Source organism: Hydrocarboniphaga sp. FW305-C-57 (assembly GCF_058783045.1).
Genome location: NZ_JBYSYG010000015.1, coordinates 64810 through 78503, shown reverse-complemented (window position 1 = coordinate 78503; position 13694 = coordinate 64810). Strand labels below are relative to the sequence as shown.

The window sequence follows — 13694 nt, the reverse complement described above, 5'->3', positions numbered from 1 at the left end:
GTGCAACTACACTGTCGGCTGACCACCGCCCGCCGCCTGCGCATGAAATCAGCCGTTGCCTGCTGCCTCGCCGCCGTCACCGCCTTCGCGCTCATGCCTGCCACGGCTCACGCCCAGGGCCAGCTGCTGCGCATCCAGGAACTGCAAGGCAAGGCCGAGCTGCAGCGCGGCGGGCGTTCGCAGGCCGCCGCCGAAGGCGCTGTGCTGCAGGCCGACGACACCCTCGTGCTCGTCGGCACGCGCGCGCGCGCCGCGCTCAAGCTCGGCCGCCACGGCCTGGTCGAACTCGGGCCGGGCAGTTCGGTGCAGATCGAGCGCCTGCCGTTCGCCACCTACGCGACCGACCTGCGCACCGTGCTGCGCCTGCAGAACGGCTATCTGCGCGTGATCTGGAAGCAGCCGCCGCTCGACATCAACTGGCCGCTGTTCGTCTACGTCGACACCGATAGCGCGAACCTGATCACCGGCGAGTATTTCTTCGAGAAGTCCGCCGAGCGCCGGGCGCTGTGCTCGGCCGAAGGCGATCTGACGCTGACCGGCTCCGGGCATGCCGACGGCACCAAGGTCGAGGCCGACAACTGCTGGATCGTCGCCCGGGGTTCGGCCGGGCTGCGCAAGGCGGTCGACATGGACGACTGGATCGCGGTCCGCCAGGCTCGGGCGCTCGGGCGCCTGGCCGATGCGCCGAAGACGGCCGTGGCCGCCGCGCCGGCGCCCGCTCCGGCGACTGCGAGCCCGGCGACGCCGCAGGTCGCGGAGCCCGCCGAAAAGCCCGCTGAACCGTCGCAAACTCCTGCGGCTCCGGCCGAGGCCACGGGCCCGACTTCGGTCCCGAGTCCAGGCGCGAGTTCCAACGCGCTCGCCGCCGCGCAGCCGACGTATACGCCCAAGCCGGCCACCGAGCCACCGAAGCCGGCGACGAGCGCTCCTGCGCCCGCGCCGTTGCCGGCGTACAAGCCCGCTCCAGCTCCGAGCGCCCAGGCCGTGAATCCGGATCCGCGCCCGCTGCCGTCGTATCAGCCCTCGTCGGCCGCCACGACGCCGCGCAATGCCCCGGCGACGAATCCGCCTGCGGCCCCGCTGCCGGCCTACAGACCGGCGACGCCGGCGCCGGCCGCCGTAGCCGAAGCGCCCAGGCCGGCTGCATCGAATGGCGGCGGTCGCTGGGCGGTCAACATCGCCTCGTTGCCCGATCGCGCCAGCGCGCAGAAGGAGCTCGTCAGGCTCGGCAAATCCGGCTTCGCCGGCGCGATCGCCGAGGCCGAAGTCAAGGGCAAGACCTGGTATCGCATCCAGATCCAGGGCCTGCAGAACCGCGAAGAGGCCAACGACATCGCCGAGCAGCTCAAGTCGGCCGGCTATGCCGCGCCGTGGGTGATCAAGCCCTGACGGCGGCGGTGCTGCGGCGAGTCGCCTGAGCGCTCAGGTCGCCAGCGCCAGATAGGCCGAGACGGTGGCGAGCGAGACCACGGTGGAGACCAGGATCACGCGCGACGTCACCTGGGCTTCGCGCCGGTACAGCTCGGCGAGCATGAACGGCCCGGTGCCGGTCGGCAGCGCGGCGAGCAGCACGGCCAGGTGGGTGAGCGTCGCGTCGAGATCGAACACGTAGTGCGCGAGCAGCCAGGCCACCAGCGGCTGCAGCAGCAGCTTGAAGCCCACCAGCAGCGCCGCGCCATCCTGCCGCGCCGCGCCGCGCGGGCGTTCGCCGGCCAGGAACAGCCCGAGCGCGATCAGCGCGCACGGCGAGGCGGCGCCTCCTAGCAGCTTCAGGAAGCTGTCGATGGCGGTCGGCGGCTGCCATCCGGCGATCGGGAACAGCGCGGCGACCAGCGGCGCGACGAGCAGCGGATTGCGCGCCAGCGAGCCGCCGACCTTGAGCGCGAGCCGGCCGCGGCTTGGCTGGGCCTGCAGGCTGATCTCGATCAGCACGATGGCGATCGCGAACACGCCGCAGACGACGATGATCGAGGCGATCAGCGTCGGTGCCAGTCCCTCGCGGCCGAAGCAGACGAGCACGAGCGGAAAGCCCATGAAGCCGGTGTTCGAATAGGACGCGTTGAGCGCATCGATGGCCGCGTCGGCCAGGTGCCGTCCGCGTCGCCGGCGCAGCCACAGCGTGAGCGCGAACATCAGCAGGCAGCTGATGCCGAACACGGCGATGAAATCCGGCAGCCAGATTTCGGCCCAGCGCACGTGGGCGACGATGTCGAACAGCAGGGCCGGCAGCGCCAGATAGACGACGAAGCGGTTGAGTTCGGTGGTGGCCTGGGCCCCGAGCACGCCGAAGCGACTCGCGAGCCAGCCGGCGAGGATCAGCGCAAAGATCGGCGCAACGACCGTGAGAATCGAAAGGATGGACAACGGCGGATTCGCAGCGAGCGGGGCGCGCCAGTGTAGAGGGGCCGCTCGCGGCCCTGGCAAAGGTCCGACCAGTGCGGGGCTCGGCCCGTGCTCAGTCGATGAAGTAGGCCTGCGGCCGGCTCAGCGCGGTCTCGCCGACGTGCAGGCCATCGGCCTCGGCCTGCGCCAGTTGCAGCACCACGCTCGCAACGAAACCGCCCTCGGCACCCGGCGCCGACTGCACCACCTCGCCGACGGACTGCTCCTGCGCGCCGAGGTGGATCGAAGCGCCGGCCTCGGGCGCCACGCCGGTGCCGCTGCACAGGAACATGCGCCGCTTGAGCTGGCCGAGGTAGTGCAGGCGGGCGACGATTTCCTGGCCCGTGTAGCAGCCCTTGTCGAAGCTGATGCCGCCGAGCCGGTCGAGATTGGCCATCTGGGCGACGAAACGATCCTGCGTCTGCGCGCCGACCACCGGTTCGCCGGCGAGGATCTGGGCGCGCGTCCAGGCTTCGAAGCCGGCGGCCTGCGCCGCATCAAGGCGCGAAGCCAGCGCCTCGATCGCGGCGGCCGGGCCGTGAATGCTGTAGCGCGGCGTTTCGCCGAAACGGCGCAGCACGCGCAACTCGCCGGCGACTGTATATCCGAGCGCGTCGGCGGGCGAGGGCAGGCCGGCCGCTGCGAGCGCGGCCGGCGCGTCCGCGCCGATCAGGCCGAGACTCGCCTCATCCTCCGCGATCGTCAGCGTGACCTTGGAACGCAGCACGAACATGCGCAGGCGTCTGGCGACCGGCTCGACGATGCTGCGCGGCAGCTCGAGATCGATGCCGCCCTCGCGACGCATCAGCGTGAGCACCGCGAGCATGCGGCCCTTGGGACTGTTGTAGGTCGACAGCTGCGCTTCGTCGCGCGAAAGCTTTGATACGTCGTTGCTGAGCTGGCCTTGCAGGAAACTGTCGACATCGGTTCCACGGGCCTGCAACAGAGCCGTGTCCGCATCGAGCCGGATGAGCGCCAAGTGTTTGTTCATGAAGCGTGATTCGTTTCGTGATGAGTCTTGATCCGGAATCGCGATGAGGCTGCGAGTACGGTTTCATTGCGACAGGTGTGGCAACTTTGTCACACTATGGCGGTTAAGGTATCCCGTTTAATCCAGTTCAATCGAAGACCGATTCAAGCGAACCGCAATGCATCCCGTGTCGAGCAGCACCTTGTCTCCCGCTGGTGAAAATGAGGCAACGGTGCGTCGCTTCAAGCCCGCCAGCGAAGCTGCGGCGACGGAAACCATCGTTCGCTTCGCGGGAAAGACCAAGTCCAGGACGGCTGCGCCAGGGGAGGCCGGAACATCGGTCGTCGCTCCGGCAACGACCGCAGAATGCGCGCCGGGAACGGTGCGTGAGATCGGGGGGCGCAAAGACGGGCCCGAACCGACACGTTATGGCGACTGGGAGAAGAACGGTCGCTGCATCGATTTTTGAACCCATGCTTCACGGCCCTGCGCCATCGGGCCGGCTGTAGCCGTACGCGACAAGCAAAGCTGCAAAACGCTGCAAGAACCGCTGTCACAACACAAGCCAAGCGCAAGTCAAGAAAGCGGCTGGCACTTCACGTCCCAGACCTCAAAGGGAGTCGGAATGAGCACAAAAAAGGCGTCGGTCGTCAGCCGGCCGTTATCCCCCTTCATGATCGGCCCGTATTACAAGCCGCAGCTCACTTCGATGCTGTCGATCACGCATCGTCTGGCTGGCCTGATTCTCACGCTCGGCTCGCTGTTCATCACCGGCTGGCTCGTCGCGCTCGCCGCCGGCCCGGCCTGGTACGGCGCCTATGCGGGTCACATGCTCGCCTGGTATGGCCAGATCCTGCTGTTCGCCTGGAGCTGGTGCGCGCTCTACCACCTCTGCAACGGCATTCGTCACCTGGTCTGGGATACCGGTCGCGGGCTCGACATCAAGTCGGCCTACACGATGGGTTACTCGGTGATCTTCGTCTCGACCCTCCTGACGATCGCGGTCTGGATCGTCGCCTACGCCGTCTGATCGGGAGCCACCAATGAGCCTTCGTTCTCCGCTTTCCCGCGCTCGCGGCCTGGGTTCCGCCAAGTCCGGCGTGCATCACTTCTGGGTCCAGCGCCTGACCGCCATCGCGCTGATTCCGTTGACGCTGTGGTTCGTGTTCTCGGTCGCCAATCTCGCGGGCGGCGACTTCGACGCCGTGCGCTGGTGGGTGAGCTATCCGGCCGTCGCCGTCACGCTGGTGCTGTTCATTGCGGTGTCGTTCTATCACGCCGCATTGGGCGTGCAGGTCGTCATCGAAGACTACGTCGGCCACGAAGGCGCCAAGCTCGCCATGATCGTGCTCGCCAAGTTCGGCCTCGCCGTGCTCGGCGCGATCAGCATCTTCGCCGTCCTCAAGGTCGCGCTCTCGTAAGAGCCGCCACCCAGAAAAATAGTAGAGATCGAACATGGCGCATCAAGCCGACATCAAATTTCCCAAGGTCCGTCCCGGTTACGAAATCGTTCATCACGAGTACGACGTGGTCGTCGTCGGTGCCGGCGGCGCCGGCCTGCGCGCGACGCTCGGCCTGGCCGAGACCGGCCTCAAGACGGCCAACATCACCAAGGTGTTCCCGACGCGCTCGCACACGGTGGCCGCGCAGGGCGGCATCTCGGCCGCGCTCGGCAACATGGGCCAGGACGACTGGCGCTGGCACATGTACGACACCGTCAAGGGTTCCGACTGGCTCGGCGACCAGGACGCGATCCAGTACATGTGCCGTGAAGCCATTCCGGCGATCATCGAGCTCGAACACTACGGCCTGCCGTTCTCGCGCACGCCCGAAGGCAAGATCTACCAGCGTCCGTTCGGCGGCATGACGACGCACTGGGGCGAAGGCACCGCGCAGCGCACCTGCGCCGCAGCCGACCGCACCGGCCACGCGATGCTGCACACGCTCTATCAGCAGAGCCTCAAGTGCAAGGCGCAGTTCTACGTCGAATACTTCGCGCTCGACCTGATCATGGACAAGGGAGAGTGCAAGGGCGTCATCGCCATGGACATGGCGACCGGCATCCTGCACCGCTTCCGCGCCCACACCGTGATCCTCGCCACCGGTGGCTACGGCCGCGCCTACTTCTCGGCGACTTCGGCCCACACCTGCACGGGCGACGGCGGCGGCATGGCGCTGCGCGCGGGCGTTCCGCTGCAGGACATGGAGTTCGTGCAGTTCCACCCGACCGGCATCTACGGCTCGGGCTGCCTGATCACCGAAGGCGCGCGTGGTGAAGGTGGTTACCTGACCAACAGCAAGGGCGAGCGCTTCATGGAGCGCTATGCGCCGAACCGCAAGGATCTGGCTTCGCGCGACGTGGTGTCGCGCTCGATGACGATGGAAATCCGCGACGGCCGCGGCGTCGGCGCCGAAGGCGATCACATCCACCTGCATCTCGAGCACCTCGGCGGCGACGTGCTGCATGCGCGTCTGCCGGGCATCTCGGAGACCGCGAAGATCTTCGCGGGCGTCGACGTGACCAAGGAGCCGATCCCGGTCATTCCGACCGTGCACTACAACATGGGCGGCATTCCGACCAACTTCTACGGCGAAGTGGTCACCGTGCGCGACGGCAACCCGGACAGCGTGATCCCGGGCCTGATGGCCGTCGGCGAAGCAGCCTGCGTGTCGGTGCACGGCGCTAATCGTCTCGGCTCGAACTCGCTGCTCGATCTCGTGGTGTTCGGCCGCTCGGCCGCCATCCGCGCCGCGCAGGTGGTCAAGAAGGGCGCTCCGCACAGCACCATCTCGGACGAATCCGAAGATTTCTGCCTCGACCGTCTCGACAAGCTCCGCTACGCCAAGGGCAGCCGCAAGACCGCTGAAATCCGCCTCGAAATGCAGAAGACCATGCAGAAGCATGCAGCCGTCTTCCGCACGCAGGAATCGATGGAGGAAGGCCTGGTCAAGCTCAAGAAGACCATCGAAACCTTCAGGGACGTACAGGTTTCGGATCACTCGCTGATCTGGAACTCCGACCTGATCGAGACGCTCGAGCTCGAGAACCTCATGGGCCAGGCGCTCGTGACGCTGGAGTCGGCCGCGGCGCGCAAGGAATCGCGCGGCGCGCATGCGCACGAAGACTTCCCGGATCGCGACGACGTGAACTGGTTCAAGCACAGCCTGGCCTGGCGCACCGGCGAGACCACGGTGAAGCTCGGCGATCGCCCGGTTCACATGTACACGCTCGACGACGAGATGCAGGTCGTTGCCCCGCAGAAGCGCGTTTACTAAACGCGCCTTCTGCAAGCCAGCTCACATGCGCAACGCTTAAGTTGCCGATCGAACAGACGTAGGAGCAAGCCAGATGGCCCAGTTGACGCTTCCCAAGAATTCGACCATCGACAAGAAGGCCGGCAAACACTTCAAGGCACCGGCCGGTGCCAAGAAGGTTCGCAGCTTCAAGATCTATCGCTATGACCCGGATACCGGCGCCAACCCGCGCGTCGATACCTATGACATCGACATGGCCGCCTGTGGCCCGATGGTTCTCGACGCGCTGATCAAGATCAAGAACGAGATCGATCCGACGCTGACTTTCCGCCGCTCCTGCCGCGAAGGCATCTGCGGCAGCTGCGCGATGAACATCGACGGCACCAACACGCTGGCCTGCACCAAGGGCTGCGACGAGATCAGCGGCGACGTGAAGATCTATCCGCTGCCGCACATGCCGGTGGTCAAGGATCTGGTGCCCGATCTCACGCACTTCTACGCGCAGCTCGCGTCGGTCGAGCCCTGGCTCAAGACCGACAGCCCCGCGCCGACGCGCGAGCGCCTGCAGAGCGAAGAAGAGCGCGCCAAGCTCGACGGTCTCTACGAGTGCATCCTGTGCGCTTGCTGCTCGACCAGCTGCCCGAGCTACTGGTGGAACGGCGATCGCTACCTCGGGCCGGCGATCCTGCTGCAGGCTTACCGCTGGCTCGCCGATTCGCGCGACGAAGCCACTGGCGATCGTCTCGATGCGCTCGAAGATCCGTTCAAGCTCTATCGCTGCCACACGATCATGAACTGCACCAAGACCTGCCCGAAGGGTCTGAACCCGGCCAAGGCGATCGCCGAGACCAAGAAGATGCTCGTCGAGCGTCAGGGGTGAGGGATTTCCGGAGTGCCGTGAATGGCACTCCGGAAATTTCGAACGCCCGTCCATGGATGGCCGGGCCGGGGCCCGAGAAGAGAGCTGCGGTCGCGCCAGGGACGGCAAGCACGCCCGCAATTCAAGAAAGAGCCCGGCTTCGGCCGGGCTCTTTCGTTTCCGATGACGCTTACAATGCGCCCCCTATGAGCACCGCCAATCCCCGTGTCCGCTGGCTGCTGCGTCGAGGCATGAAGGAACTCGACGTCGTCGTTACGCGCTATTACGAGCAGCATTACCCGAATGTCTCCGAAGCCGAGCAGGCCACGTTCGTGCGCCTGCTCGAAACCGTCGAAGACCCCGATATCTGGTCCTGGGTGATGGATTATTCGCCCACGCCGGCCGAGTACGCCGATGTCATCGAACGACTTCGAGTCCACTCTTGATGTGACGTTGCGGCCTTCGCGGCGTGCGCTCGGCTGGATCTACCTGCTCCACTTCGTTCCGCTCGTGCTGCTCGCGGTTTCGATGCGCGCAGGCAACGCAATGGTGCTGCTCGCGGTAGCGTTCGCGCTGTCCTGGTGGTGGCTGCGCCGGCACCCGGTGTTCGGCTACGGACCTCGCGCGATCGTGCGCCTGGTCTGGCAGCCCGGCACGGGCTGGCAGATTCACGATGCGAGCGGCAAAACCCACCGCGCGGTGCTCGCCGGGAGCACGACGATCGGCCGCTCGCTCATCGTCATGAACTTCAAGCCCGAGGATGCGCCGATGCGCACGCGCGCCCTGTTTGGCGGCGAACTCGGCGAAGAGCCGCTGCGCAGGCTGCGCGCACGCTTGCTTTCAAGCCCATCGAAACCGGATAGCGAATCCGGTTCAGCTCAGGAGTCGTAATGCGCTTCTAGGCTGCGCCGATGATCTCCATTTGCGACCCGACATGCGCCCGTTCCTGCTCTGCTCGTTCATCCTGCTCGCAATCGCGGGTTGCAGTCTCATGAGCCCCAAGCGCGAGCCCATCGCGCTGGCACCGGCCATCGACCTGCCGCGCTTCATGGGCGACTGGTACGTGATTGCGACGATTCCGCTCTGGCCCGAGCGCAACGCCTACAACCCGATCGAAACCTACACGCTGCAGCCCGATGGCAGGATCGGCGTGCGCTATCGCATGCGCAAGGGCGGCTTCGACAAGCCGCTCAAGGTTTATCACCCGACCGGCTTCGTCGAGCCGGGCACCGGCAATGCGCTCTGGGGCATGCAGTTCGTCTGGCCGTTCAAGGGCGAGTACCGCATCGCCTACGTCGAGCCCGGCGCGAACGGTGACTATTCGGCGACGATCATCGCGCGCAGCAAGCGCGACTACGTCTGGCTCATGGCGCGCACGCCGACGATCGCCGAGGCCGACTATCAACGCTACGTGCAGCGCATCGCCGCGATGGGCTACGACGTCGCCAAGCTCCGGCGCGTGCCTCAGCAGTGGCCGGAGCCGGCGACGGCGCCGTAGTCGCTCAGAGATTGACCGCTGCCATGCCGGCATCCGGATAACGCCGGCCCGCGACCTCGTGGTTCGTGAGCAGCGTATCGAGCGTCTGCCGTTGCGCCTCACTGAGCTGCACCTGTACAGCGCCGAGGTTTTCGTCGAGCCGCTCGATGCGCCGCGTGCCCGGAATCGGCACGATGCCGGCCGGATGCTGCAGCAGCCAGGCCAGCGCCACCTGCGCGGGCGTGCAGCCGAGTTCGTGGGCAATGGCTTTCACGGGTTCGAGCAGGCGCAGGTTCTGCGCAAAATTCTCGCCGACGAAACGCGGTGAGGTCCGGCGATGGTCGCCGTCGCCGAGGGCAGCCGGGCTCTGGAACGCGCCGGTCAGAAAGCCGCGCCCGAGCGGGCTGTAGGCCACCAGGCCGATGCCGAGTTCGGCGCAGGCCGGCAGGATGTCGTCGTCGAGATCGCGCGACCACAGCGAATATTCGCTCTGCAGCGCGCTGATCGGATGCACGCTCGCGGCGCGGCGCAGGGTCTTGGCTCCGGCCTCCGACAAGCCGAGGTAACGCACTTTGCCGGCCTGCACGAGCTCGGCCATCGCCCCAACGGTTTCCTCGATCGGCACGTTCGGATCGACGCGATGCTGGTAGTAGAGGTCGATTTGCTCGACACCGAGCCGCGCCAAGCTCGCATCGCAGGCCGAGCGCACGTAGTCGGGCCGGCCGTTGACGCCGAGGCGCTCGCCGTTTGGGCCGCGCATGAAGCCGAACTTGGTCGCCAGCACGATTTCGCCGCGGCGTTCGCGCAGCGCCGAGGACAGCAGGCGTTCGTTCGCGCCGACGCCGTACATGTCGGCGGTGTCGAGGAAGTTCACGCCGCTGTCGATCGCGTGATGCAGCAGCTTGAGGTTGAGCGCCTCGTCGGCCGGCCCGTAGAACTCGGACATGCCCATGCAGCCGAGACCGAGGGCGGATACTTCGAGGCCCTGGCGGCCGAGCCTGCGGCGTGGAAGAACGGAAGTCATGATGAGCTCCTGGCGTTCGTTCGTGAGTGAGCCGCCAGCTTAGGAAGCGCGGCGCGGCGAACGGTAGACCGTTCCTGTGGTCTTCTTGCCTGATCCTGCCTGCGCCCTGGTACGCGGCAGCGGGCTCGCTATGATGAGTTGCGCTCGCAAGGGCCCGGTGCGAAACGGAGTTTTCATGCACACCAATATTTCGGAGCTGCACTCGCCTGCATCGCCGACCGACGCGCGGCACAAGGAACTCGCCGCGCGCCTGTCGCTGCTGGCCCGCGTCGACGGCCTCAACCAGACGCCGTTCGCTCCGCTGACGCTGAGCCGCGCGACGACGCCGACGCAGCGCATGCCGACGGTTTATCAGCCTGCGCTGTGCGTGGTCGTGCAGGGCAGCAAGCGGGCGACGCTCGGCGAAGAGGTGTTCAACTACGATCCGCTGAACTACCTCGTCGTCTCGGTGGCGCTGCCGATGATGAGCCAGATCGTGCAGGCCAGCCCCGAGCATCCGTACCTGTGCCTGCGGCTCGCGCTCGACGTCGAGCAGATCTCGACCTTGCTGCTCGAACGCGACAAGACCCAGACGCCGGTCGCCTCACGCGCGACGCGCGGGCTCTACGTGTCGCGGCTTGGTGATTCGCTACTCGACGCGGTGCTGCGGCTCGTGCGCCTGCTCGATACGCCGCAGGAACTGTCGGTGCTCGGCCCGCTCGCGGTGCGCGAGATTCACTATCGGCTGCTGATCGGCGAACTCGGGCACCGGCTCGTCGACCTCGTCGCGGGCGGCAACACGCAGCGCGTGTCGCGCGCGATCAACTGGATCTCGGAGCGCTACACGGAGCCGCTGCGCATCGAGCAGGTCGCCGAAGCCGTGCACATGAGTCCGTCGACCCTGCATCACCGCTTCAAGGCGCTGACGTCGATGTCGCCGCTGCAGTACCAGAAGCAGCTGCGCCTGCATGAGGCGCGCCGGCTCATGCTGACCGAGGACCTCGATTGCGCGGTCGCCGCGCACCGTGTCGGCTACGAAAGCCCTTCGCAGTTCAGCCGCGAATACCGGCGCCTGTTCGGCGCGCCGCCGAGGCTCGAGATCACGCGGCTGCGCAAGTCGGCCTGAGCGCTGTGCGGGGCGCTGGCGCAAAGCGCGTAAGCCACCATCGGTCGTGTGAACGCCGGCCTTACAGCTTGCGTCCCGGCAGGATCGTCGGGGCGACTTCCTCGTTCGTCTGCGGATAATCGAGCGTGTAATGCAGGCCGCGTGATTCCTGGCGCGCGAGCGCCGAGCGCACGATCAGGTCGGCGCAGGCGGCGAGGTTGCGCAGCTCGATCAGGTGATGGCTCACGCGGTAATTGCCGTAGAACTCCTGGATTTCCTTCTGCAGCAGCGCGATCCGGTGCTGGGCGCGCAACAGCCGCTTGGTGGTGCGCACGATGCCGACGTAGTCCCACATGAAGGTGCGCAGCTCGAGCCAGTTGTGCGAGACGACCACGTCTTCGTCGGAGTCCGATACGCGCGATTCGTCCCAGGGACGCACCGGCCCTGGCGCCGGCATGCTCGGCAGGCGCAGCGCGATGTCGTCGGCCACCGCTTCGCCGAACACCAGGCATTCGAGGATCGAGTTCGAGGCCAGTCGATTGGCTCCATGCAGGCCCGTGCACGCGGTTTCGCCGGCTGCGTAGAGGCCGCGCACATCAGTGCGGCCGGAGAGGTCGGTCATCACGCCGCCGCAGGTGAAATGCGCGGCCGGCACCACCGGAATCGGCTCGCGCGTGATGTCGATGCCGACGCTCATGCAATGCGCGTAGATGCTCGGGAAATGTTCCTTGATGAAGTCCGCGCTCTGGTGCGTGATGTCCAGATGCACGAACGACAGGCCGAGCCGCTTCATCTCGTGGTCGATCGCACGCGCGACGATGTCGCGCGGAGCAAGCTCCTCGCGCGCGTCGAAGCGCGGCATGAAGCGTTCGCCGGTGGTCGGCAGGCGCAGCACCGCGCCTTCGCCGCGCAGCGCTTCGGTGATCAGGAACGAGCGCGATCCCTTGCCCGAGCCCGGGCTGTAGAGAATCGTCGGATGGAACTGCATGAATTCCATGTTGGCGACGCGGCAGCCCGCACGCCAGGCCATCGCGATGCCGTCGCCCGAGGCGCCGTAGGGATTGCTCGAATACAGATAGACCTGGTTCGCGCCGCCGGTGGCGAGCACCACGCACTTGGCCGACACCGCTTCCACGCGCTTGCTGTTGCGGTCGTAGAGATAGGCGCCGATCACGCGCTCGCGCGGGGCATCGAGGATCAGGTCGAGCGTGACGAGACGCTCGCGCACGCTGATCAGCGGATTGGCGAGCACCACGCCGGCCAGCGTGGTCTCGACCGCGTGCCCGGTGGCGTCGGCCGCATGCACGACGCGGCGATGGCTGTGGCCGCCTTCGCGCGTCAGGTGCAGGCCTTCGGGATTGCCGGCGCCGGTATCGCGCGTGAAGGCCACGCCGAGTTCGTTGAGCCAGCGCACCACGCCAGGCCCGCGCTCGACGGTGAACTTCACCGCCTGGTCGTCACACAGATCGGCGCCCGCGATCAGGGTGTCGCGAACATGCGCGTCGAGCGAATCGTCCTCGTCGAACACCGCGGAGATGCCGCCCTGCGCCCACAGCGTGGCGCCCGATTCGAGCTGGGTCTTGGAGACGACGGTGGAGCGGATGCCCATCTGCGCGAGCTTCAGGGCGCAGGTCAGGCCGGCAGCACCGCTGCCGATGATCAGGACTTCGGATTCGTTCATGAGCCGGGTAGACTAATACGCTTGTCATGCCGCGCAGGGCGGGCGCGGTCGTCCGTGCACCGAAGTGTAGCGGCTTGTGCTGTCGAGGCGGCATCATAGGCTCAAACCCCGTTGCGCCGTCGTCGAGGCTGGCAGTTGAAAAGGGCGCTGGTCGCCTCAATAAGCCTGAGCAATGGCTGTTCATTGATACGGCGCACCTTGCGTGTTCCGCGACTCTAGAAGATCCATTTGCTTGTGCCGTATCAATAACCAAGGGCGAAGGCCACACGGCCGGCGATGAGCGAAGATCAAGTCGACGAACAACTCGTAACCCGCGCTCAGAACGGCGATCAACGCGCGTTCGAGCTGCTGGTCCGCAAGTACCAATACAAGATCATCCAGCTGGTCGGCCGCCTGGTCGGCGAGGCCGATGCGCCTGATGTCGCCCAGGAGACCTTCATCAAGGCCTACCGCGCGCTCAACGGCTTCCGCGGGCAGAGCGCGTTCTACACCTGGCTCTACCGCATCGGCATCAACACCGCCAAGAACTACATCGTCGCGCGGGGCCGCCGGCCGTCGACGCAGGACATCGATGTCGGCGACGCCGAGCAGTACGGCCACACCGAGCAGCTGTCGGACATGGAAACTCCGGAGTCGGTGCTGCTGTCCGAGGAGATCAAGCGCAAGGTCGGCGAAACCATCGCCAAGCTGCCGCCCGACCTGCGCCAGGCGATCACCTTGCGCGAGCTCGACGGGCTTTCGTACGAAGAGATCGCGGAGGTCATGAACTGCCCGATCGGAACGGTGCGCTCGCGCATCTTCCGGGCCCGCGAGGCGATCGACGCAGTAGTAAAGCCGCTGCTCGGCTGAGCGTCTGGGTGGCGTGGCGGCGAATTCAGAGCGGCGTCCGTACAATTTGTAACAAACCGGAACTTTCGCTGTGTATTGTGGTTTAGCCTGTACCAAGTCTGAACTCAGCGTAT

General features: G+C 66.4%; 15 protein-coding genes. 11 read left to right on the top strand and 4 right to left on the bottom strand.

Going from position 1 to position 13694, the window contains the following annotated elements; translation table 11 throughout:
• Positions 1-42: 42 nt before the first annotated feature.
• The gene (locus AC3WUM_RS22410) at positions 43-1389 is read left to right on the top strand and encodes an SPOR domain-containing protein (RefSeq protein WP_492413162.1); all 1347 of its coding nucleotides are present in this window, start codon (positions 43-45) and stop codon (positions 1387-1389) included.
• A 33-nt stretch (positions 1390-1422) separates the two neighbouring features.
• Here AC3WUM_RS22410 and AC3WUM_RS22405 read toward each other — a convergent pair whose 3' ends face one another.
• Positions 1423-2358 (bottom strand): AEC family transporter, encoded by a 936-nt coding sequence (locus AC3WUM_RS22405; RefSeq protein WP_492413227.1) that lies wholly within the window; start codon positions 2356-2358, stop codon positions 1423-1425.
• A 97-nt stretch (positions 2359-2455) separates the two neighbouring features.
• Complete coding sequence (ygfZ, locus tag AC3WUM_RS22400; protein WP_492413160.1) at positions 2456-3373, bottom strand: CAF17-like 4Fe-4S cluster assembly/insertion protein YgfZ; 918 nt, start codon at positions 3371-3373, stop codon at positions 2456-2458.
• A 211-nt stretch (positions 3374-3584) separates the two neighbouring features.
• Between ygfZ and AC3WUM_RS22395 the strand changes: the two genes are divergently transcribed.
• The 8 genes from AC3WUM_RS22395 to AC3WUM_RS22360 all read left to right on the top strand — a co-directional run bounded on the left by AC3WUM_RS22395 (position 3585) and on the right by AC3WUM_RS22360 (position 8964).
• A complete protein-coding gene (locus AC3WUM_RS22395) occupies positions 3585-3821 on the top strand; it encodes a DUF1674 domain-containing protein (protein ID WP_492413158.1) in 237 nt (78 codons plus the stop codon).
• A 156-nt stretch (positions 3822-3977) separates the two neighbouring features.
• Positions 3978-4382, top strand: coding sequence for a succinate dehydrogenase, cytochrome b556 subunit (gene sdhC / locus AC3WUM_RS22390; protein WP_492413157.1), 405 nt, complete (start codon positions 3978-3980; stop codon positions 4380-4382).
• Positions 4383-4395: 13 nt separating this feature from the next.
• Positions 4396-4773, top strand: coding sequence for a succinate dehydrogenase, hydrophobic membrane anchor protein (gene sdhD / locus AC3WUM_RS22385; RefSeq protein ID WP_492413155.1), 378 nt, complete (start codon positions 4396-4398; stop codon positions 4771-4773).
• Positions 4774-4807: 34 nt separating this feature from the next.
• Positions 4808-6628, top strand: coding sequence for a succinate dehydrogenase flavoprotein subunit (gene sdhA / locus AC3WUM_RS22380; RefSeq protein ID WP_492413154.1), 1821 nt, complete (start codon positions 4808-4810; stop codon positions 6626-6628).
• A gap of 73 nt (positions 6629-6701) precedes the next feature.
• Positions 6702-7487 (top strand): succinate dehydrogenase iron-sulfur subunit, encoded by a 786-nt coding sequence (locus AC3WUM_RS22375; protein WP_007183531.1) that lies wholly within the window; start codon positions 6702-6704, stop codon positions 7485-7487.
• A gap of 185 nt (positions 7488-7672) precedes the next feature.
• Positions 7673-7912, top strand: coding sequence for an FAD assembly factor SdhE (locus AC3WUM_RS22370; RefSeq protein ID WP_492413152.1), 240 nt, complete (start codon positions 7673-7675; stop codon positions 7910-7912).
• A complete protein-coding gene (locus AC3WUM_RS22365) occupies positions 7881-8357 on the top strand; it encodes a protein YgfX (RefSeq protein WP_492413150.1) in 477 nt (158 codons plus the stop codon). Before AC3WUM_RS22370 ends, AC3WUM_RS22365 begins: the two co-directional genes overlap by 32 nt.
• A gap of 43 nt (positions 8358-8400) precedes the next feature.
• Positions 8401-8964 (top strand): lipocalin family protein, encoded by a 564-nt coding sequence (locus AC3WUM_RS22360; protein WP_492413148.1) that lies wholly within the window; start codon positions 8401-8403, stop codon positions 8962-8964.
• 4 nt (positions 8965-8968) lie between these two features.
• On the opposite strand, the gene AC3WUM_RS22355 is transcribed toward AC3WUM_RS22360, so the two are convergent.
• Positions 8969-9967 (bottom strand): aldo/keto reductase, encoded by a 999-nt coding sequence (locus AC3WUM_RS22355; protein ID WP_492413147.1) that lies wholly within the window; start codon positions 9965-9967, stop codon positions 8969-8971.
• 175 nt (positions 9968-10142) lie between these two features.
• On the opposite strand from AC3WUM_RS22355, the gene AC3WUM_RS22350 reads away from it, so the two are divergent.
• Complete coding sequence (locus AC3WUM_RS22350; protein ID WP_492413146.1) at positions 10143-11072, top strand: AraC family transcriptional regulator; 930 nt, start codon at positions 10143-10145, stop codon at positions 11070-11072.
• A gap of 61 nt (positions 11073-11133) precedes the next feature.
• Here AC3WUM_RS22350 and nadB read toward each other — a convergent pair whose 3' ends face one another.
• A complete protein-coding gene (gene nadB, locus AC3WUM_RS22345) occupies positions 11134-12732 on the bottom strand; it encodes an L-aspartate oxidase (RefSeq protein ID WP_492413145.1) in 1599 nt (532 codons plus the stop codon).
• A 276-nt stretch (positions 12733-13008) separates the two neighbouring features.
• Here nadB and rpoE point away from each other — a divergent pair, with 276 nt between their 5' ends.
• Entirely contained in the window at positions 13009-13581 is a 573-nt protein-coding gene (gene rpoE, locus AC3WUM_RS22340) for an RNA polymerase sigma factor RpoE (RefSeq protein WP_492413143.1), read from the top strand.
• The last annotated feature ends 113 nt before the right edge of the window (positions 13582-13694 follow it).

Coding starts and splice junctions, on each gene's coding strand:
- AC3WUM_RS22410 (WP_492413162.1), top strand. CDS start 43: ATGAAATCAGCCGTTGCCTGCTGCCTCGCCGCCGTCACCGCCTTCGCG.
- AC3WUM_RS22365 (WP_492413150.1), top strand. CDS start 7,881: ATGTCATCGAACGACTTCGAGTCCACTCTTGATGTGACGTTGCGGCCT.
- rpoE (WP_492413143.1), top strand. CDS start 13,009: ATGAGCGAAGATCAAGTCGACGAACAACTCGTAACCCGCGCTCAGAAC.
- sdhC (WP_492413157.1), top strand. CDS start 3,978: ATGAGCACAAAAAAGGCGTCGGTCGTCAGCCGGCCGTTATCCCCCTTC.
- AC3WUM_RS22370 (WP_492413152.1), top strand. CDS start 7,673: ATGAGCACCGCCAATCCCCGTGTCCGCTGGCTGCTGCGTCGAGGCATG.
- nadB (WP_492413145.1), bottom strand. CDS start 12,732: ATGAACGAATCCGAAGTCCTGATCATCGGCAGCGGTGCTGCCGGCCTG.
- sdhA (WP_492413154.1), top strand. CDS start 4,808: ATGGCGCATCAAGCCGACATCAAATTTCCCAAGGTCCGTCCCGGTTAC.
- sdhD (WP_492413155.1), top strand. CDS start 4,396: ATGAGCCTTCGTTCTCCGCTTTCCCGCGCTCGCGGCCTGGGTTCCGCC.
- ygfZ (WP_492413160.1), bottom strand. CDS start 3,373: ATGAACAAACACTTGGCGCTCATCCGGCTCGATGCGGACACGGCTCTG.
- AC3WUM_RS22355 (WP_492413147.1), bottom strand. CDS start 9,967: ATGACTTCCGTTCTTCCACGCCGCAGGCTCGGCCGCCAGGGCCTCGAA.
- AC3WUM_RS22350 (WP_492413146.1), top strand. CDS start 10,143: ATGCACACCAATATTTCGGAGCTGCACTCGCCTGCATCGCCGACCGAC.
- AC3WUM_RS22375 (WP_007183531.1), top strand. CDS start 6,702: ATGGCCCAGTTGACGCTTCCCAAGAATTCGACCATCGACAAGAAGGCC.
- AC3WUM_RS22360 (WP_492413148.1), top strand. CDS start 8,401: ATGCGCCCGTTCCTGCTCTGCTCGTTCATCCTGCTCGCAATCGCGGGT.